We start from the raw sequence: 19,012 nt of genomic DNA, 5'->3' as shown, positions 1-19,012 counted from the left end.
AAGCCTTGCGGTTCGACGCGAGTCGCGCCACCTGTGCCCCGCCTGTTCCCCTCACGACGAGCCCGCCCGTGCCCCTGACCGACCTTGCCGCGCGCGCCGGCTCGGCCGTCAAAGCCTTCGCCGAAGCCTCGCACGACCTGTTGATCCAGCCGACCCTCCGGCTCGGGGTCACCGGGCTCGCGCGCTCGGGCAAGACCGTGTTCACGACGGCGCTGATCCACCACCTCGTGGAGACGCACGCCCTGCCGGCCTTCGCGCCCGCGCAGGAGGGCCGCCTGCGCCGCGCCAAGCTGGTGCCGCAGCCCGACGACGACGTGCCGCGCTTCCCCTTCGAGGAGCATTTCGGCACCCTGACCGAGGCCCGGCGCTGGCCGCGCTCCACCGACCGGATCAGCCAGTTCCGCCTGGAGATCGCCTACGAGCGCGCCGCCGGCTGGCGCACCGGGCCGGCGACCCTGATGCTCGACGTGGTCGATTATCCCGGCGAGTGGCTCCTCGACCTCGCGTTGATCGAGACGAGCTACACCGCGTGGTCGCGGGCCACGATCAACGGCACCCGGCGGCCGGGCCGCGCCGCGGTGGCGGCCCCCTGGCTCGAGGCGCTGAAGGGCTTTGACCCGAACGGCCCCCTCGACGAGATCGCGGCCGAGCGGGCGAGCGACGCCTTCAAGACCTACCTCGCCGGCCTGCGGGCCGGGCCGGAATCAGTGGCGACCACGCCGCCGGGGCGGTTCCTGATGCCCGGCGATCTCGCGGGCTCGCCGGCGCTGACCTTCGCGCCCCTCGACCGCCTGAGTGAGACGATCGACCCCAACAGCCTCGCCGGGCTGATGGAGCGGCGGTTCGAGGCCTACAAGAGCAAGGTCGTGACCCCGTTCTTCCGCGACCATTTCCAGCGGGTCGACCGGCAGATCGTGCTGGTCGACGTGCTCTCGGCGGTCGATGCCGGGCCGACCGCCCTGGCGGAGCTGGAGGAGGCGCTGGACGCGGTGCTGCTCAGCCTCAATATCGGCCGCAATACGGTGCTGTCGCGGCTGTTCGCGCCCCGGGCCGACCGGGTGCTGTTCGCCGCCACCAAGGCCGACCACCTCCACCAGACCAGCCACGACCGGCTCGATGCGCTGCTGCGCCTCCTCGTGTCGCGCGCCATGCGGCGGACGGAAGCCGCGGGTGCCCGGGTCGGCACCGTGGCCCTGGCCTCCGTGCGGGCGACCCGCGAGACCACCGTCCACGACGGCGCCGAGACCCTGCGGGCGGTCGCCGGCACGCCGGAGGCCGGCGAGGTGGTGGGCGACGAGGTCTTTGACGGCAAGAGCGAGGCCGCGATCTTCCCGGGCGAACTGCCCGCCCGAGCCGAAGCCGTGCTGGAGGGGGCGGTGGAACCGGGCTCCCTGCGTTTCCCGCGCTTCCGGCCGCCGCTGGTCCGCCCCGACGGCCTCGGCCGGCCTGGGCACCTGCCGCAGATCCGGCTGGACCGGGCGATGCAGTTCCTGATCGGGGACAAGCTGGCGTGACGATGTCTGTGAGTCTGCGGAGCCCTCTTCCATGACCTCGGGCCAGAAACCCCGCGCCTTCCGGATCACCCCGGAGCCGCCCGCGAACGCGAGCGTCACCACCACGCCCCTCTCCCCCGGGCCGCAGACCCGGATCGTCGAGGAACCCTTCGAGATCGTGGATGCCGCCGACGGCGTCGCGGTGCCGGTGGCGCCCAAGCGCCGCTCGCCCTGGGGGGCGCTGTTCCTGTCGGCGGTGGGCGGCCTCGTCTCGCTCGGGATCGGGCTCTCGGTCGAGCGGATGATCGCCGACCTGTTCCAGGCCGCACCCTGGCTCGGATGGGTGGCGCTCGCCCTGCTCGGCCTCGCCGCGCTGGCGCTGCTGGCGATCGTCGTGCGGGAGCTTGCCGGCCTGCGGCGCGAGCGCAAGATCGAGCGCCTGCGCCAATCGGCCGTCGATGCCCTGAGCACGCGCGATCACACCGGCGCGCAGGCGGTGGTGCAGGCGCTCTCAGCCTTCTACGCCGACCGCGACACCCTCTCGGCCGGCCGCGCCCGGATCGATGCCGCCGCCGACGCGATCCTCGACGTGGACGACCGGATCGGGCTGGCCGAGCACGAATTGCTGTCCGGTCTCGACCGGCAGGCGCGCAACGCCATCGCGGCGTCGGCCAAGCAGGTCTCGGCGGTGACGGCGCTCAGCCCGCGGGCGATCGTGGACGTGGCCTTCGTGGTCTTCGCCGCCGTGCGGCTCCTGCGCCGGATCGCCGCGATCTACGGCGGGCGACCGGGTTTCCTCGGCTTCCTGCGGCTGGCACGGGCGGCGGTCGCGCATCTCACGATCACCGGCGGCATGGCGGTCGGCGAGAGCGTGATGCAGCAGGTGCTGGGTCTCGGGATCGCGGCCCGGATTTCCGCCAAGCTGGGCGAGGGGGTGCTCAACGGGCTGATGACCGCCCGGTTCGGGCTTGCGGCCCTCAACGTCTGCCGCCCGCTCCCCTTCGTGCGGGAAGCGCCGCCGCGGCTCGCCGACGTCGCCGGGGAGCTGCTGCGCGCGGCCGAAGCCGAATCGAAATAAGGGCTACTTGGCGCCCGCCGCAGCCCGGCGGTTGGCGATGCGGGAGAACATGTTGCCGGTATAGTCGGCGACCTTGGGCTTCTCGGCCTCGCCGACCTTCGCCTCGAAGGCCTCGATGCGCTTGAGCAGCGCCACGTCGTTGAACAGCGAGCTGTTGAAGTTCGCCTGCGCCCGCGGCCCGAGCGCGGTCTGGACCGCCTCGAGTCGTTCCAGAAGCTCTTTGCGCGTCACGATTCTCTCCCGGGGCGGCCTCGGGCCGAAGGACCGCCCGCGGCCCCAATGAACGGGGCGGTGGTAAACGGCGCGTTAACGCGTCCGGCTCGAAACGCCGTCCCGAAGGCCGGACGCCGTCTTTCCGGGCAATGCCCTACCCAACGCCCGACAGATCAACTCCCGTGAGTTCGGCCGACAACGCCCAGAGCCGCGCGGCCGAGTCGGGATCGGTGGCGTAGGCTTTCACGCCGACGAATGGTCGATCGGCTGTCTCGGCGCGGACCGCGATGTCGCAATCCTCGCAGTAGACGCCCCCGAGCCCGTCGAGCTGCGGCGCGGTCGCGGCCCAGACCTGGGTGGCCGCCCCCTGCTCGGGTGTCTTGAACGTTGGATCGGCGGGCCGGCCCTCGGGGTCGAGCCAGCCCTGTGCGATCATCTCGGCTTGGCTGAGATGGCGTTGCAGCGGCGTGAAGATCTTGCCCGGATGGAGGGCGAAGGCGCGGATGCCGCTCTCGCGTCCGAGGCGGTCGAGGTGAACCGCGAACAGGATGTTCGCCGTCTTGGACTGGCCGTAGGCGCGCCATTTGTCGTAGCCGCTCAGGCTCTGCACATCGTCCCAGTCGATCCCCGCGATGTGGTGCCCGGCCGAGGAGACGCAGACCACGCGCGCACCCCGCGCCAGCAGCGGCCAAAGGCGGAGGGTCAAGGCGAAATGCCCGAGATGGTTGGTGGCAAATTGCGCCTCCCAGCCCGGTCCGACCCGCGTCTCCGGGCAGGCCATGAGGCCGGCATTGTTGATGAGTCCGTCGATGGGCCGACCGGCCGCCAGGAGACGGTCGGCACAGCGCTCCACGGCGGCGAGGTCCGAGAGGTCGAGGGCGGCGACCGCGACACGGTCGATGCCCCGCGTCGCCGCCATCGCGGCCTCGGGCTGGCGGGCGGCGACCAGGATATCGGCCCCGGCCGCCGCGAGCGCCCGGGTCGCCGCGAGGCCGAGCCCGGAATGCCCACCTGTGACGACGAAGTATCGGCCAGTCAGATCGAGGCCCTTCAGAACATCCGAGGCCTTCGTCTGCGGGCCATATCCGGTACCGAGTGGTCTTTGTGGGTCCTGCACGCTGCGGCTCCTGAGACGAGAAGGCCGGATTGCCTTCGACGCCGGAAACGATGCGCTGTGGCGGCAGAGCAGACCATGCTTTAGGATCCGCTATCCTTTTCCGCGCGTCCGATTGCGACCCGATGGACCTCCCGATAGATCCCTTGTCGGACGTGCTGTCGCTGCTGAGGCCGAGACGGGCGGTGAGCGCGGGTCTGAAGGCGGGCGGCGCCTGGGCCCTGCAATTCCCCGGTCATGACGGCATCAAGTTCAACGCCGTGCTACAGGGTGCGTGTTGGGTGTCGGTCGACGGCGAGGCCGAGCCGCACCCGCTGCGCGCGGGGGATTGCTTCCTGCTGACCCGGGGAAAGCCGTTCCGCCTTGCGACGGATCGCGGCCTGCTACCGATCCCATCGGAGGCGATCTACGACCGGGCCGTGGACGGCATCGCGACCTGCAATGGCGGCGGCGATTTCTTCCTGATCGGCGGCCGCTTCCACTTCGACAGTGATCAGGCGGGCCTGCTGTTCGATGCCCTGCCGGCGATCGTCCATGTCCAGGATGCGTCGAACCAAGCGTCAGTACTGCGCTGGTCCCTGGAGCAATTGGCCGGCGAGCTGAACCGGCAACCGCTGGGCGGCGCGCTGATGGCCGATCACCTCGCGCAGATCATGCTGCTTCAGGTGCTGCGGCTGTGGCTGGCCTCGGATCAGGCGCGCCATGCCGGCTGGCTGAGGGCGCTCGCCGACCCGCGCCTCGCACGCGCCCTGGAGGCTCTCCATGCCGAGCCGCAGCGCCGGTGGCGGCTCGACGCGCTGGCGGCGCGGGCCGGCCTGTCGAGGACAGTGTTCGCCGAGCGCTTCCACGAGACGGTCGGCCTGACGCCGTTCGAATACCTGCGACGCTGGCGCCTGCATCTGGCCGCCGACCGCCTGCGGCGCACGCAGGCGAGCGTCGCCGCGATCGCGCATGGGGTAGGTTACGAATCGGAGGCCGCCTTCAGCACGGCCTTCCGGCGGGTCTTCGGCCAGTCGCCGCTGCACTACCGGATGTCCGGCTCAAACCGCGCAACGATGCGATCCGAGTGAGGTCGCGCCACCGCAGTGGACCGCCGTCCTTGCGAGCGGAGCGAAGCAATCCAGGGTAGCGCCACGTCCGGAAGCGACCCGCCGCCCCGGGTCGCTTCGCTGCCCTCGCGATGACCGTGCGAAGCGGGCTGCGCGCCCCCTCACAAACCCTTCAAAAACCCCGCGAGCCGCATCAGCCCCTCAGGCCACGGCCCGTGCCCGCTCGCCACGTTGATGTGGCCGGACTCGCCCGCGTCGACCGTCAGCGAGCCCCAGGCATGGGCGAAATCATCGGCCCGATCGTAGCGGCAGTACGGGTCAGTCCGGCTGGCGACGAGCAGCGACGGGAAGGGCAGGGGGTCCCGGGGCACCGGCGCAAAGGCGCGCGCCGCCGCGGGCACGTCGGGGCTTTCCTCCACGTCGGGGAGGGAGACCAGCAGGGCGCCGCGCACCACGCCCGCGGGGAGAAGCGGCACTGCCTCGACGCTCGCCACCACCCCGAGGCTGTGGGCGATCAGGATCACCGGCCGGGTCGCGGCCGTGACCGCCTCGGCGATCCGCCCGCACCAGGCCTCCGGCGTCGGCGCGTGCCAATCGTCCTGCGCGACCACGCGCGCTGTGGCGAGCCGGCCCGCCCAGCGAGCCTGCCAATGGTCCTCCTCTGAGCCCCCGAGGCCCGGGACGATGAGGATGTCGCAATCGGCGGTCTTCATGCCGGATTGCCTAATGCGGTCCGCACGAGCCGTCGAGACCGGGCCTCATTCGGCGGCGATCGGGGCGGCCCGTTCCAGCTCGGTGATGTAGGCGGCGATCTGCATCGAGGCCCGGTTCTTCGCCTTGGCCTCGATCTCGAAATCCGCCCAGACCAGGTGGCGGGCCACGAGGTCGTTCACCGCCCGGTTCCACATCAGGTCGGAATGGGCGGCGAGGTCCCGGACGGCATGGCCGGCCTCGCGCAGGGCAGGAAAGTCCGGCAGCGCCTCCGGATCGGAATCCGGGATCACCGCCTCGCGGGACACGCTGATATGGGCGATCGGCCGGACTCCACGCCAGGATTCCTTCACGCGGGCGATGCGGGGCTCGTCGGGTTCGAGGTACTCGCCGCCGCTCTGGACCCAGTGATGGTGCAGATCGAGGACGACCGGCACGATGTCGGCGAGTTGCAGCACGGCGTCGAGGCCGAACACGTTCTCGTCGTTCTCCACCGTGATGAGGTCGCGCGCCACCTGGCTCGCCCTGGGCAGGGTCTCGCGAAATCCCGCGACGCCGGGGTCGCCCGCGCCGACATGGATGTTGATATGGGCACCGTGCGGGTGCCAGCCGCCGCCGTAGCCCATCCGATCGAAGATCTCGGCGTGGTAGTCGAGTTCCGACAGGCCGTTGGCGATGGCCGCCGGGTTCCGGCTCGCCAGCAGGCAGAACGGGCCGGGATGGAAGCTCAGCCGCACCCCGAGACGGCGCGCCAGGGCGCCGGCCTCCGCGAGGCCGCGCTCGACTAGGGCCGCCATCTCGGGCTCGGCGTAGATCGGCTGCGCGATCGGGTGGGTGTAGCCCGGCAGGACGTTGCTCGCCATGCGCAGCAGGCGCTCCAGGGGCGGGCGGGCGCCGACCCAGGCGATCTGACGGGCGAGCGCGTCGAGGTTGTGCGCCACGAGGCCGGACAGCTTCGCCCGCCGGGAAGCGGGGTCCAGCTTGGCGAGATGGGCCATCGTCACGCTGGTCAGGTTCATGTGGAGCGTCGCCTCGCGCTCCGCCTTGAGGGTGGCGTGCGTACCGGGGGGCTCGTCCAGGATGAACTTGCAGCAGAAACCGAGGCGGGGCTGATCGACCATAAGACGCACAACGCGCGGAAAGCGTTCGCGTGCCGGCCCAAAGGGCGAAGATTGGCGGAACGGGGGCTGCGCGCCGACGTTTGCCCCCGTGAGCGCGGCAGTTCCGCGCGCACGGCCGCCCCCGACCCATGACTCCGCCGCCCTCGCGTTCGACCGGACAGTCTGAAACAGGCTCGATCCTGTGGATCCTGATGCTCGGCTCGGCACTGGTCACCCTGGCCGCGGCCCGGCGAGGTGAGCCGGCGCCTCGTCCGACCCCTGGCCCGCTGGCCGACCCCGAGCCCGGCAGGACAGGTCCGGGGGACAAGGATCCGCGCCGGCACGTGGCCCCCGGGGCGCGCTCGATCACCGGCCGCGCGGCGCAGCTCACCGTGGCGACCCAGCCCGAGCGCGGCCGCACCGCCGACGCCCCCACCGAGATGACGCGGGCCGGCTGGAAGGACATCGCGGTCCGGGTCTACCTGGAGTTCAACAAGGACCGTGTCCTGGCCGTCGCCGCGGGCGTGACCTTCTACACCCTGCTGTCGCTGTTCCCGGCCATCGCCGCTTTGGTGACCTGCTACGGCCTGTTCGCGGACGTGACCGTGATCAACGACCACCTCGCGCAGCTCCACGCGGTGCTGCCCTCCGGGGCCGTCGAGCTGATCGGCGATCAGGTCAAGCGCATCGCCGCCAAGGGCAGCGGCTCCTTGAGCGTCACGTTCTTCTCCAGCTTGCTCTTGTCGATCTGGAGCGCCAACGCCGCCATGAAGGCGATGTTCGATGCCCTGAACGTGGTCTACGAGGAGGACGAGAAGCGCAACTTCTTCTGGCTCAACCTCCGCTCGCTGACCTTCACGATCGGGGCGCTGCTATTCATCATCATCGCGCTCAACGTCATCGTCGTGGTGCCGGTGATGCTGAACTTCTTAGGGCTCGGATCGACCGCGTGGTTGCTCGCGGCCCTGCGCTGGCCGGCGATCCTGATTGTGCTGCTCGGCGGCCTCTCGGTGCTCTACCGGTTCGGGCCGAGCCGGGAGCATGCCCGCTGGCGCTGGGTCGGGGTCGGCAGCGTCGTGGCGGGGCTGCTCTGGCTCGTCGCCTCGCTGCTGTTCTCCTGGTACGTCGCCAATTTCGGCACCTACAATGAGACCTACGGCTCGCTCGGCGCGGTGATCGGCTTCATGACCTGGATCTGGATCTCGTCGACGATCGTGCTGCTCGGCGGCGAGATCAACGCCGAATTGGAACATCAGACCGGGCGCGACACCACCACGGGGGCGCCCCTGCCGATCGGGCACCGGAAGGCGCGGATGGCCGACACGGTGGGTGCGGCAGCCTGACTGTCAGCGGCAGGACTGCCGAATACCCCGGCGCACGCCTATATGGTGCTGCGACAAGGGAGATCACCATGGCGGATACGCCGACCACCAGCCCCGACGCCCGCAGCGACGCCGAGTGGCGCGAAACCCTCACCCCGGAGCAGTACCGGGTCCTGCGCGAGCACGGTACCGAGCGGGCCGGCACGAGCTGCCTGCTTGCCGAGAAGCGCCCCGGCACCTTCACCTGCGCGGGCTGCGGCCAGCCTTTGTTCGAGCAGGGCACCAAGTTCGAGTCCGGCACCGGCTGGCCGAGCTTCTTCGAGCCGATCGACGGGGCGGTGGCAACCACGGTGGACCGCAGCCACTGGATGGTCCGCACCGAGGTGCATTGCGCCCGCTGCCAGGGCCATCTCGGTCACGTCTTCGACGACGGCCCCGCCCCCACCGGCCTGCGCTACTGCATGAACGGCGCCGCGATGAATTTCGAGCCGGCCGGTTGAGGTTAGGGCTCTCCTTTAACCTGGGTTGCGAACGTTGAGCGCAAAGGCGGGATAGCGGGGACAGGACGGGCCGCAACCGTGTCCTGGCCCGCAATCGGTCTTGATTTCGGCACAGTTTTGCTTAGCGCTTTATTCTCTCATGTTGTCGCTGCCTGGAGTTCGGCGACGGAAGCGGTCGGGTATGGTCCAATACGGCGTTGCGGTTCCGCTTATACGCCGTGCGTGGCCGTTCCACTTGCATCCTCGTGTCCGGGCCTGCGACCCGAAGGGTGTCCGCCGGATCGGCGCGCCGCCGACCAAGCGGGAGGGGTATTGAGTCCATGAGCACCGTTCGCCGATTTCTGGTCGCCCCATCCCTGGTCCGCCTGATCCGCAAGGAGCGCGGCGGCGCCCGCATCACCGAGGGGCACTTCGCGCCGCAGGGCGGCCGGGCCTCCTTCGTGCGGGTCGATGGGCAGCAATGCCAGCTGGTGCTGGTCAACAAGGGGCCCGACGGCATCCCGGTCGAGGAGCGCACAGACGTGCCGCGCGCCCACGGCGACGCGCTGCTCGACGTCTGCCCCGGCAAGGCCGCCTATGACCGCACGACGCTGACGATCGGCGGGCGCGAGATCGCCATCGACCGCTACGTCACCCCGGGCAGCCTGGACCTGATCAGCGTCGCCTTCGACAATGACGGCGACGCGGCAGGCTTCCAGACGCCGAGCTGGTTCGGTCGCGAGGTCAGCGGCGAGCCGGCCTTCGAGCGGCAATCCCTGGCGATCCAGGGCGTGCCGGCCCAGGAGGAGGTGCCCCTGAGCAACGCGGCTTTGGACGCGGTGCTCGACCTGATCGAGCCGCGTTTCGGCTTCGGCCGCTACGGCGCGAGCGCCCGGTCCACGGAGTCCGACGAGGGCGCGCTCGGCGCGATGCGGCGCATCGTAACGCCGCCTCCGGCCCCGCAGGCGGCCCCCGTCCCGGCCGCGCCCGTCGCCCCGCCGCCGCCCGCGCCGGAGCCGGCACCGGAACCTGTCGAAGCTGCGCCGGTCGCGGTTGCTCCGCCCGAGCCGGCCCCCGAAGCCCATGTCGAGCCGGAAGCCCCCCCGGCCCCGCCGCCGGCGCCGGAACCCGTCCACCACGAAGCCCCCGCGCCGCAGGCCGCCGCCGCGGATTCCCTGCACGGCGACACCCGGATCGACGACGTGATCGAGAGCCTATCGCAGGCGCTTGGTGCGGCGATCCACCAGCAGCCGGAGCATGGGGCCGAGGCCAAGGATGCGAAGGAGACCGATCCGGGCTCGATGTTCGAGCGCTGGACCGTGCGCCCCCGCCGGAGCCAGCAGCAGACCTGAGATCCGGGCCAGCCGCGCCGGCACGAAGCGATATCCGGGCCGCGGTGCATCACGCACCGCGGCCCGCTGTTTTGAGAGACTTGATCAGACGCACGGCGCCGGGTCGCATTCCGCTGACGCTCCGTGCGCCCGGGAAAGGCCGCCGTAAAATCGGCGGGCCGCGATGTCTGCGGATTGCTCAACACCCTGCACAAGCAGGCCCCGCGCCCCTTTCCTGGCGGACCGAGCCCGACCCGCCTCCGCCTCAGTTGCGGATCACCACCGCCGCGCCGCCGCGGCTGCGGGCGAGGCTGAACAGGGCGGCCGCGTGCCCCGGCGACAGGCGGATGCAGCCGTGGCTCGCCCGGCGCCCGAGGGAGCCCGTCGCGTAGGTGCCGTGGATCGCGTAGCCGCCGCGGAAGAACATCGCGTGCGGCATCGGCGAGCCGTGATACTTGTGCGAGCGCCACATCGGCGCCATCAACCCGACCCTGTAACGGCCGGTCGGCGTGACGTAGCCGCGCCGGGCGGTGGAGACCGGCCAGTCATAGGCGGGATAGCCGTCCACGAACACGCGCATCCGCTGGCTGCCCTGGTCGATCTGCGCGACGACCCCGGCGGCCGCCGGCGCCGACAGGACGCCGGCCAGGAGCCCGCCGAGCAAGGCGGCCCCAGCCCAATGACGTACAGCCACGGAAAACCTCCGGAATGCCTCTGAACGCCGATGGGCGGACGGCGAAATCCGGCGACGACGGAAATAAGCCGCACGTGTTGGGATGAGCGCGATTATCGGGCGCGAGAAGTACTTCGCGGCGGGGATCGACAGGTTTTTGTCACGCTTGGTTCCCGGTAGATTACCGACCTACCGTTGAGGCGCCGGACGATAGCCGCTAGCGTGCCGGCACATCGGGAGGGTGCGCGGCAGTCGCACGGATAGGACATGGCACAAGCAATCCACGCGACGAGTCCGGCCGCGGCGCCCCGCGAGCCCTGGTACAAAGTTCTCTACATTCAGGTTCTGATCGCCATCGCGCTCGGCGTCCTGCTCGGCTGGTACGACCCGGCCACCGGCAAGGCGATGAAGTGGCTCGGCGACGCCTTCATCGGCCTGATCAAGATGATGATCGCGCCGATCATCTTCTGCACCATCGTGCACGGCATCGCCTCGATCGGCGACCTGAAGAAGGTCGGCCGTGTCGGCCTGAAGGCGCTGGTCTACTTCGAGGTGGTCTCGACCGTGGCGCTGCTGATCGGCGTCCTGGTCGGCGAGGTGATCAAGCCCGGGGCCGGCTTCAACGCCGACCCGTCGAAGCTCGACGCCTCCAAGGTCGCGAGCTACGCCAACAAGGCCGCCGCCGACTCGACCGTCGCCCATATCCTGGCGATCATCCCCAAGAGCTTCCTCGATCCCTTCGCAACCGGTGACCTGCTGCAGGTGCTGCTGATCTCGATCCTCACCGGCGTCGTGGTGACGGGTCTCGGTGATCGGGCGGCGTCCGTGAACCACGCGATCGACACCGCCGGGCAGATCTTCTTCCGGATCATCGGCATCGTGGTGAAGCTCGCGCCGATCGGTGCCTTCGGCGCCATGGCGTTCACCATCGGCGAGTACGGCATCCAGAAGGTCTACGACCTCGCGTGGCTCGTCGGCACCTTCTACGTCACCGCGATCCTGTTCGTGGTGGTGGTGCTCGGCGCGATCGCCCGAGTGGCCGGCTTCTCGATCCTGCGCTTCCTCGCCTACATCAAGGACGAGTTGCTGATCGTGGTCGGCACCTCCTCCTCCGAGACGGTGCTGCCGCAGCTCATGACCAAGATGCGCCGGCTCGGCGCCTCGGATTCGGTGGTCGGCCTCGTGGTGCCCACGGGCTACTCGTTCAACCTCGACGGCACCAACATCTACATGACGCTCGCCACCCTGTTCCTGGCACAGGCGGTGGGCGCGGATCTGACCCTCTCGCAATACGCGACCATCATCCTTGTGGCGATGCTGACCTCGAAGGGCGCCTCGGGCGTGACCGGCGCGGGCTTCATCACCCTGGCGGCGACGCTGTCGGCGATCCCCAACAGCCCGGTCCCTGTCGCCGCCATGACCCTGGTGCTCGGCATCGACAAGTTCATGTCCGAGTGCCGCGCGCTCACCAACCTCGTGGGCAACGGCGTCGCCTGCGTGGTTGTCAGCCGCTGGGAGGGCGAGCTCGACGTGGCCAAGCTCAACGAGGTGATGGCCCACCCGGTCTCCATCGGCACCCACATCACCGACGAGACGCCCCAGCCGATGGCGACGGACCGCAAGGTCGCCGCCGCCGAGTGATGGCGGCCCCGACGGGACGGGCACGCCTCGGCATCGATCTCGGCGGCACCAAGATCGCCGGGATCGTCCTCGACGGGGCCGGTGCGACGCTGGCCGAAGCCCGGATCGCGGCCCCGCGCGGCGACTATCGCACCACGCTGGAGGCGGTGGCGGACCTGGTGCTGCGGCTGGAGGCCGAGGCGGACCTGCCCTGCACCGTCGGGATCGGCATGCCGGGGAGCCTATCCCCGGCCACCGGGCTCGTGCGCAACGCCAACTCCCACTGGCTCAACGGCCTGCCATTCGGCGCCGACCTCGCGCGGCGGCTCGCCCGGCCCCTGCGGATCGAGAACGACGCCAATTGCCTCGCGGTCTCGGAGGCGATCGACGGCGCCGGCGCGGACGCGCGGGTGGTCTGGGCCGTGATCCTCGGCACCGGCGTCGGCTCGGGCCTCGCCATCGACGGGCGGGTGCTCACCGGCCATAACGGCATCGCGGGTGAGTGGGGCCACGGCCCGTTGCCCTATCCCCGCGACGACGAGCGCCCGGGGCCGCCCTGCTATTGCGGACGGCGGGGCTGCATCGAGACCTGGCTATCCGGGCCGGGCCTCGCGGCCGATCACGCGCGGCGGCACGGTGGGGGCCTGACCGCCGAGGCGATCGTGGAGGCCGCCCGCGACGGCGCGTCCGACGCGGCGGAGACGCTCGCCCACCATCTCGACCGGCTCGGGCGCGCGGCCGCGCAGGTGATCAACCTGCTCGATCCGGACGTGATCGTGATCGGCGGCGGCCTGTCGCGGATCCCGGAACTGATCGCCGGCCTACCCGCCGCAATCGCCCCCCACGTCTTCTCGGATGCCTTCGAGACCCCGGTGCGGGCGAGCCTTCACGGCGACGCCTCGGGCGTGCGCGGTGCGGCGTGGCTGTGGGAGGCGGAGGCCGTCTGAGACGGCGTCCACGCGGAGCATGGCGGCTCGGACCGCCCGATCCACATCCTGAAGGGCGGGAGCGCGATCGCCGCCGCATCGTGCGGCGTGCGACCGGGGCCTTGCGGTCAACAGGCTCTGAGCGCGCCTCCCGTGCCGACACGGGGCGCGGTCCCGCCGCAGACCGGGACCCTCCGGACGATCGGTTCACACCCGACATCCACCTCGCCGCGCGCCCGTCGGACAGCACCGGCGCGGTGCCGTCATGATTTTTGCCGTTGCAACCATCTTGCTCAAAGTCTTTCCAGAGATTATTTTTGTCCAGCTCTGATGATTCAGCCTGACAGACCGCAAAATTTTCGATGACAATCGAATTTTACCGTCCTTACAAGCTGCTCATTTTGCGTTTTTGACTCGCTAATTAGAAAAACAATCAATAAAATGTCAGGGATGAGCTCCGAGATGGGTTTGGTACCAGCCAAAACCCCTTCGGAGTCTTGAAATGCGCGTGCTCCTGGTATCCTCGGCGTTCAACAGCATGACGCAGAGGTTTTTCGTCGAACTCTCGGATGCCGGCCACGACGTCGCCGTGGAGGTCTATGCCGGCGACGAGGAGCGCCTCGCGGAGGCCTTCGCGGTTTTCCGCCCGGATCTCGCCATCGCCCCGTTCCTGACCCGCGCGATCCCGGAACGGCTCTGGCGCGCCTACCTCACGCTGATCGTGCATCCCGGAATCGAGGGCGACCGCGGCCCCTCAGCGCTCGACTGGGCCATCCAGGAGCGATGGGACCTCTGGGGCGTGACCCTGCTGCAGGCCGAGGCCGAGATGGATGCCGGCCCGATCTGGGCGACGCGGACCTTCCCCCTGCGCCAAGCTCCCAAAAGCAGCATCTACCGGCGCGAGGTGATCGACGGCGCGGTGGCCTGCCTGTGGGAGGCGCTGGCCAACCTCGAACGGCCCGGATTCCAGCCGCGGCCGCTCGATTACGCGGCCCCGACCGCCCTCGGACGCCTGCGCCCCTCGATGAAACAGGCGGACCGCCGCATCGACTGGAGCCGGCACGAGACGGCCGAAATCCTCGCGCATATCCACGCGGCCGACGGGGTGCCGGGCGTCCTCGACGAACTCTACGGCCGTCCGGTCTACCTGCACGCCGCCTGCGCCGAGCCGCGCCTGCGGGGCGAGCCGGGCCAGGTGATCGCCCGGTCCGAGAGCGGCGCGATCTGCCGGGCGACGGTGGACGGCGCGGTCTGGATCGGCCGCCTGAAGCCGAAGCAGGAGGGCGGCATCAAGCTCAGCGCCGTGCAGGTGCTCGGCGACGCGCTCCCCGCGGATCTACCGGTCATCGCCCCCTCGGAGGAGCTGGCTTATCCGAACCCGGTCGAGGAGGTGCGCATCGAGCACCAGGGCGACATCATCCGCCTGCGCTTCGACTTCCACAACGGCGCCATGAGCACGGCCCAGTGCCGCCAACTCCAGGCCGCCTTCGAGCAGGCGCGGGCCCGCTCGCCCAAGGTCATCGTACTCGCCGGCGGCGACGATCTCTGGTCGAACGGCATCCACCTCAACGAAATCGAGGCGAGCGCGGATGCCGCCGCGGAATCCTGGGCCAACATCGTGGCCATGGACGACCTGATCCGCGCGATCATCCTGGCGACCGACACGGTCGTGGTGGCGGCGGTCGGCCGCAATGTCGGGGCGGGCGGGGCGATCCTGCCGCTCGCCGCGGATTTCGTCCTGGTCCGCGAGGGCGTGGTGCTCAACCCGCATTACCGCAACATGGGCTGGCTCTACGGCTCGGAGTACTGGACCTACCTGCTGCCCCGCCGGGTCGGATGGGAACGCGCCGTCGCGCTGACGGAGGGCTGCCTGCCGATCAGCGCCCGCCGCGCCGCGGAGATCGACCTCGCCGATCAGGCGATCGCCGGTGAAGCGTTCGACTTGGCCGTGCAGGCCTTCGCCGCTGCCAAGATCGAAGGTCACGCCGCGATCACCGCCCGCAAGCAGGCGGCGCGGGACGCGGACGAGGCGCAGCGCCCGCTGGCGCAGTACCGGCGCGCCGAGCTGACCCAGATGTACCGGAACTTCTTCCAGCCAGATTCCCCCTACCACCGGGCGCGCAACGCGTTCGTGTTCAAGCGCCCCGCCTGCTGGTCGCCGGCCTCCGTCCGCCTGCTCGCCAGCACGGCGGAGCCGGGGGGTATCGCGCCGCCCACGCTCTCCGAAACCTGCCGGCCGCCGGCGGCCGTGGGCTTCTGACGCACGGCTGCCGCCCCTGACGCAGACGTGTTGGGGGCGGCCGCCTTGCGGGCGCCGGTTGGGCGGGGCAGGAGGGCCGGCCCCGTTCCGCGATGCCCCCATGATCGTCCGCACCCGGCCCAACCTGCTGACCCTGCTGTTCACCCTGCGCGGCTCGATCCTGCCGCGGGTGGCCCCGAAGCTCGTCGGCATCGTTGCGGTGTCTTGCGCGGTGGTGTGGGCGGAGGCGCGCTGGCCAGGCTTCTTCCCGGTCAGCGCGGGGGTGACGCCCTTCACGGTGGTGGGCCTCGCGCTCTCGATCTTCCTGAGCTTCCGCAACAACGCCTGCTACGAGCGCTGGTGGGAGGCCCGGAAGCACTGGGGCAGCCTGATCGGCGAGGTGCGCAACCTCGCCCGCGCCCTGCCAGCCTTGCTGCCCGACCCGGACGCGGCGCCCCAGCTCCGACGGCTCTCGGCCTTCGCGCACGGGTTGCGCGCCCGCCTGCGTGCCCTGGACGAGGCCGCGGCCGTGGACGGGAAGGCCCCCGGATCGGACCTGTCCGGCCCCAACGCCACCGACGCGATCCTGGCGGCCATGACCCGCGACCTCGCCGGGCTCATGCGCGCCGGCCGGCTCACGGATATTCAGTTCGGGCTCTTGGAGGCGCGGATCGAGGCGCTGTCGGGGGTCCACACCGCCTGCGAGCGCCTGGCCAACACGCCGCTGCCCTTCGCCTACACGCTGCTCGTCTACCGGACCGCGTGGCTCTACTGCCTGCTCCTGCCGGTGGGGCTGGCCGGATCCCTGGGCTGGGGCACGCCGATCGTGGTGGCGCTGGTCGGCTACACGTTCTTCGGCCTAGACGCCCTCGGCGACGAGCTGGAAGAACCCTTCGGCACCGAGCCGAACGACCTGCCCCTCGACGCCATGGTCCGCACGGTCGATCGGATCGTCCACCACGCCCTCGGCGAGCCGATGCCGGAGCCGCTGGCGCCGGACGGGTACTGGCTACGGTAATTCTCGGGTTCCCAAAGGGCGAGCCCTTTGGCGGGGCATCGGGGCGGAGCCCCGATATCGGGCTTCGCCCGAACCCACCCAGGCTCCGCCCCGGACCCGCAAAAGGCCCAGGCCTTTTGAAACCATGACGTTTCGCGCTTGCGCCGGGCGCGAAACGCACATAAACATATCTTTATGTCTATCGAAGCCAAGCGACAGGCGGGATCGATCCCCTTTCCGGAGGCCTTGGGCGTCCTGCGCGCAGCCGCCGAGGAGACGCGCCTGCGCATCCTGGCCCTGCTCGTCGAGGGAGAGCTGTCAGTCTCCGATCTCACTGACATTCTCGGCCAGTCGCAGCCGCGGATCTCGCGCCATCTCAAGCTTCTGGTCGAGGCCGGGCTGGTCGAGCGCCACCGCGAGGGCGCCTGGGCGTTCTTCCGGCTGGCCGAGGCCCGGGCCGGCCTCGCCGATCCGCTGCTCTCCGGGCTCGACCGCACGGCACCGCCCCTCTCGGAGGATCGCGCCCGGCTCGACGCCGTGCGGGCGCAGCGGGCCGAGACGGCCCAGACCTTCTTCGCCCGGCTCGCGCCGAAGTGGGATGAGCTGCGTTCGCTGCACATCTGCGAGACCGTGGTCGAGGCGGCGGTGCTCGACGCTCTGGGCGACCGGCCGATCGGCAGCCTGGTCGACCTCGGCACCGGCACGGGCCGGATGCTCGGCCTGCTGGCGCCGCTCGCCGGGCGCGCCACGGGTCTCGATTCGAGCCACGCGATGCTGTCGGTCGCCCGGGCCAACCTGGAGCGGCAGGGCCTGGCGCGGGTCGATCTGCGGCAGGGCGACATCCACGCGCCGCCCTTCGCCCGGGCGAGCTTCGACCTCGTGGTGGTCCATCAGGTGCTGCACTATCTCGACGACCCGGCCCGGGCGCTGCGCGGTGCCGCGCGGCTGGTGGCGCCGGGTGGCCGGCTGCTGGTGGTGGATTTCGCCCCCCACGAACTCGAATTCCTGCGGACCGGCCAAGCCCACCGGCGGCTCGGCTTCTCGGCCGATCAGGTTTCCGGCTGGCTCGCCGACGCCGGACTTGCGACAATCGCCACCCGCGATCTGGCGCCCCGCGAGTCGGGCCAGCTCACCGTCACCCTCTGGCTGGCCCAGGACGGGCTGGCCGACGAGACCACCGAACAGCCTCAGCGCGCCGTCGCCTGAGGCCCAACCCATCGTCTGAACCGACCGACATAGAGGACGAGACCGATGCGCCGCTCCACCCACCGCGCCAGCCGCGACGGCTACCACCCGATTCGCGTCTCGATCGAGTTCTTCCCGCCGAAGACCGAAGAGATGGAAAAGATCCTCTGGGCCTCGATCGAGCGCCTTGCCCCGCTGCAGCCGAGCTTCGTCTCGGTCACCTACGGCGCCGGCGGCTCGACCCGCGAGCGCACCCACAACACGGTCGCCCGGATGGTCCGCGAGACCAGCCTGAAGCCCGCCGCCCACCTCACCTGCGTGGACGCCTCGCGCGAGGAGATCGACGCGGTGGTCCAGTCCTACTGGGATGCCGGCGTGCGCCACATCGTGGCCCTGCGCGGCGACCCGGCCGAAGGCGTCGGCCACGCCTACCGGCCGCATCCGGAGGGCTACGCCTCGACCGCCGAGTTGGTGGAGGGGATCAAGCGGATCGGCGACTTCAAGGTCTCGGTCTCGGCCTATCCCGAGAAGCACCCGGAGGCCGCCTCCCTCGACGCCGACATCGACGCCCTGAAGGCCAAGGTCGATGCCGGGGCCGATCAGGCGATCACCCAGTTCTTCTTCGAGAACGAGATCTACCTGCGCTACCTGGAGAAGGTCCGGGCCGCCGGGATCACCATCCCGATCATCCCGGGCATCCTGCCGGTGCAGAACTTCAAGCAGGCGGCGAACTTCGCCCGCCGCACCGGCGCCTCGGTGCCCTACTGGCTAGCCGCCCGGTTCGAGGGGCTCGACGACGATAAGGAGACCCGCCGTCTCGTGGCCGCCGCGGTGGCGGCCGAGCAGGTGCTCGACCTCGTGGACGAGGGCGTCAACGACTTCCACTTCTACTCGATGAACCGCTCGGATCTCGTCTACGCGATCTGCCACCTGCTCGGCCTGCGCGCCCAGGCGCCGAAGCTGGCGGCGGCTAAGGCTGCGGCTTAGATTTCAGCCGCGCCCGGTTCGGGCGCGGCAGGGGGTTCATCGCGATGGCCGAGCCGCAGGATATGATCGTTCCGCTCCTCCGGGAGATAAGAGCGGAGATGAGCGCAGGTTTCGAGCGCGTCGACCGCAAGCTCGAAGAGCACGATGCGCGCTTCGACAAGCTTGAGCGCCGCTTCGACAACCTGCGTGAAGCCGTGAACGGCGAATCGGTCCTCGGACGCTACGCTGCTGCGGAGGTCGAAGAGCGGCTCGAAGCGATTGAGAGGCGACTTGCCGCCCTGGAGAAGGCAGGCTGACCTAGCTAGCCACCACCAGCTCGTTTGAAGCGGCGCGGCTGGATTGCTTCGCTCCGCTCGCAAAGACGGGTTGTGTCTGAGCCAACGGCCCAGGCACGCACGAGAAACCGAGGATCCAACCCTCCACCTCATCCTGAGGTGCCGCGCGAGCGGCCTCGAAGGAGGGGTCCAGGGATCGACACGACATCTGGAGGCCTCC

General features: G+C 70.4%; 18 protein-coding genes. 13 read left to right on the top strand and 5 right to left on the bottom strand.

Features of this window, described 5'->3' with window-relative positions; translation table 11 throughout:
- Positions 1-68: 68 nt before the first annotated feature.
- The gene (locus BLQ49_RS10290) at positions 69-1,514 is read left to right on the top strand and encodes a YcjX family GTP-binding protein (protein ID WP_091715561.1); all 1,446 of its coding nucleotides are present in this window, start codon (positions 69-71) and stop codon (positions 1,512-1,514) included.
- 31 nt (positions 1,515-1,545) lie between these two features.
- A complete protein-coding gene (locus tag BLQ49_RS10285; protein ID WP_091715560.1) occupies positions 1,546-2,571 on the top strand; it encodes a YcjF family protein in 1,026 nt (341 codons plus the stop codon).
- Between the two features lie 3 nt (positions 2,572-2,574).
- Here the strand turns inward: BLQ49_RS10285 and BLQ49_RS10280 are convergent, their stop codons facing one another.
- On the bottom strand, positions 2,575-2,802 hold the full coding sequence (locus BLQ49_RS10280; protein WP_091715558.1) for a hypothetical protein: 228 nt from the start codon (positions 2,800-2,802) through the stop codon (positions 2,575-2,577).
- Positions 2,803-2,938: 136 nt separating this feature from the next.
- Positions 2,939-3,901 carry an oxidoreductase gene (locus BLQ49_RS10275; RefSeq protein ID WP_091715556.1) on the bottom strand — a complete coding sequence of 321 codons (963 nt, stop codon included), beginning with the start codon at positions 3,899-3,901 and terminating at the stop codon, positions 2,939-2,941.
- A gap of 134 nt (positions 3,902-4,035) precedes the next feature.
- Here BLQ49_RS10275 and BLQ49_RS10270 point away from each other — a divergent pair, with 134 nt between their 5' ends.
- The gene (locus BLQ49_RS10270; RefSeq protein WP_425283986.1) at positions 4,036-4,968 is read left to right on the top strand and encodes an AraC family transcriptional regulator; all 933 of its coding nucleotides are present in this window, start codon (positions 4,036-4,038) and stop codon (positions 4,966-4,968) included.
- A gap of 140 nt (positions 4,969-5,108) precedes the next feature.
- Here BLQ49_RS10270 and BLQ49_RS10265 read toward each other — a convergent pair whose 3' ends face one another.
- Complete coding sequence (locus BLQ49_RS10265) at positions 5,109-5,660, bottom strand: RBBP9/YdeN family alpha/beta hydrolase (protein ID WP_091715553.1); 552 nt, start codon at positions 5,658-5,660, stop codon at positions 5,109-5,111.
- A 45-nt stretch (positions 5,661-5,705) separates the two neighbouring features.
- Complete coding sequence (locus BLQ49_RS10260) at positions 5,706-6,779, bottom strand: apurinic/apyrimidinic endonuclease family protein (RefSeq protein ID WP_091715551.1); 1,074 nt, start codon at positions 6,777-6,779, stop codon at positions 5,706-5,708.
- Positions 6,780-6,907: 128 nt separating this feature from the next.
- Between BLQ49_RS10260 and BLQ49_RS10255 the strand changes: the two genes are divergently transcribed.
- The 3 genes from BLQ49_RS10255 to BLQ49_RS10245 all read left to right on the top strand — a co-directional run bounded on the left by BLQ49_RS10255 (position 6,908) and on the right by BLQ49_RS10245 (position 9,911).
- Positions 6,908-8,101, top strand: a complete 1,194-nt coding sequence (locus tag BLQ49_RS10255) for a YihY/virulence factor BrkB family protein (protein ID WP_091715550.1) — start codon at positions 6,908-6,910, stop codon at positions 8,099-8,101.
- Positions 8,102-8,169: 68 nt separating this feature from the next.
- On the top strand, positions 8,170-8,580 hold the full coding sequence (gene msrB / locus BLQ49_RS10250) for a peptide-methionine (R)-S-oxide reductase MsrB (protein WP_091715548.1): 411 nt from the start codon (positions 8,170-8,172) through the stop codon (positions 8,578-8,580).
- A 320-nt stretch (positions 8,581-8,900) separates the two neighbouring features.
- Positions 8,901-9,911 (top strand): CYTH domain-containing protein, encoded by a 1,011-nt coding sequence (locus BLQ49_RS10245; protein WP_091715546.1) that lies wholly within the window; start codon positions 8,901-8,903, stop codon positions 9,909-9,911.
- Between the two features lie 244 nt (positions 9,912-10,155).
- On the opposite strand, the gene BLQ49_RS10240 is transcribed toward BLQ49_RS10245, so the two are convergent.
- The gene (locus BLQ49_RS10240; RefSeq protein WP_244507534.1) at positions 10,156-10,584 is read right to left on the bottom strand and encodes a L,D-transpeptidase; all 429 of its coding nucleotides are present in this window, start codon (positions 10,582-10,584) and stop codon (positions 10,156-10,158) included.
- Positions 10,585-10,830: 246 nt separating this feature from the next.
- Here BLQ49_RS10240 and BLQ49_RS10235 point away from each other — a divergent pair, with 246 nt between their 5' ends.
- From BLQ49_RS10235 to BLQ49_RS10205, 7 genes are all read left to right on the top strand, one after another.
- Entirely contained in the window at positions 10,831-12,204 is a 1,374-nt protein-coding gene (locus BLQ49_RS10235) for a dicarboxylate/amino acid:cation symporter (RefSeq protein WP_091715543.1), read from the top strand.
- Complete coding sequence (locus BLQ49_RS10230) at positions 12,204-13,130, top strand: ROK family protein (protein WP_091715541.1); 927 nt, start codon at positions 12,204-12,206, stop codon at positions 13,128-13,130. The genes BLQ49_RS10235 and BLQ49_RS10230 overlap by 1 nt, the downstream gene beginning before the upstream one ends.
- Before the next feature lie 481 nt (positions 13,131-13,611).
- Positions 13,612-15,369: a hydrogenase maturation protein gene (locus BLQ49_RS10225; RefSeq protein WP_091715540.1), complete on the top strand. Its 1,758-nt coding sequence runs from the start codon at positions 13,612-13,614 to the stop codon at positions 15,367-15,369.
- Positions 15,370-15,469: 100 nt separating this feature from the next.
- Positions 15,470-16,366 (top strand): bestrophin family protein, encoded by an 897-nt coding sequence (locus BLQ49_RS10220; RefSeq protein ID WP_091715538.1) that lies wholly within the window; start codon positions 15,470-15,472, stop codon positions 16,364-16,366.
- Between the two features lie 174 nt (positions 16,367-16,540).
- Positions 16,541-17,551, top strand: coding sequence for an ArsR/SmtB family transcription factor (locus BLQ49_RS10215; RefSeq protein WP_091715536.1), 1,011 nt, complete (start codon positions 16,541-16,543; stop codon positions 17,549-17,551).
- A gap of 45 nt (positions 17,552-17,596) precedes the next feature.
- The gene (gene metF, locus BLQ49_RS10210) at positions 17,597-18,517 is read left to right on the top strand and encodes a methylenetetrahydrofolate reductase [NAD(P)H] (protein WP_029359478.1); all 921 of its coding nucleotides are present in this window, start codon (positions 17,597-17,599) and stop codon (positions 18,515-18,517) included.
- A 44-nt stretch (positions 18,518-18,561) separates the two neighbouring features.
- Positions 18,562-18,813, top strand: a complete 252-nt coding sequence (locus tag BLQ49_RS10205; RefSeq protein ID WP_091715534.1) for a hypothetical protein — start codon at positions 18,562-18,564, stop codon at positions 18,811-18,813.
- Positions 18,814-19,012: the final 199 nt, after the last annotated feature.

The organism is Methylobacterium phyllostachyos (assembly GCF_900103445.1).
Taxonomy (GTDB): Bacteria; Pseudomonadota; Alphaproteobacteria; order Rhizobiales; family Beijerinckiaceae; genus Methylobacterium; species Methylobacterium phyllostachyos.
Note: the sequence above shows the minus strand (reverse complement) of the source record. Positions and strands in the feature narration are given on the sequence as shown.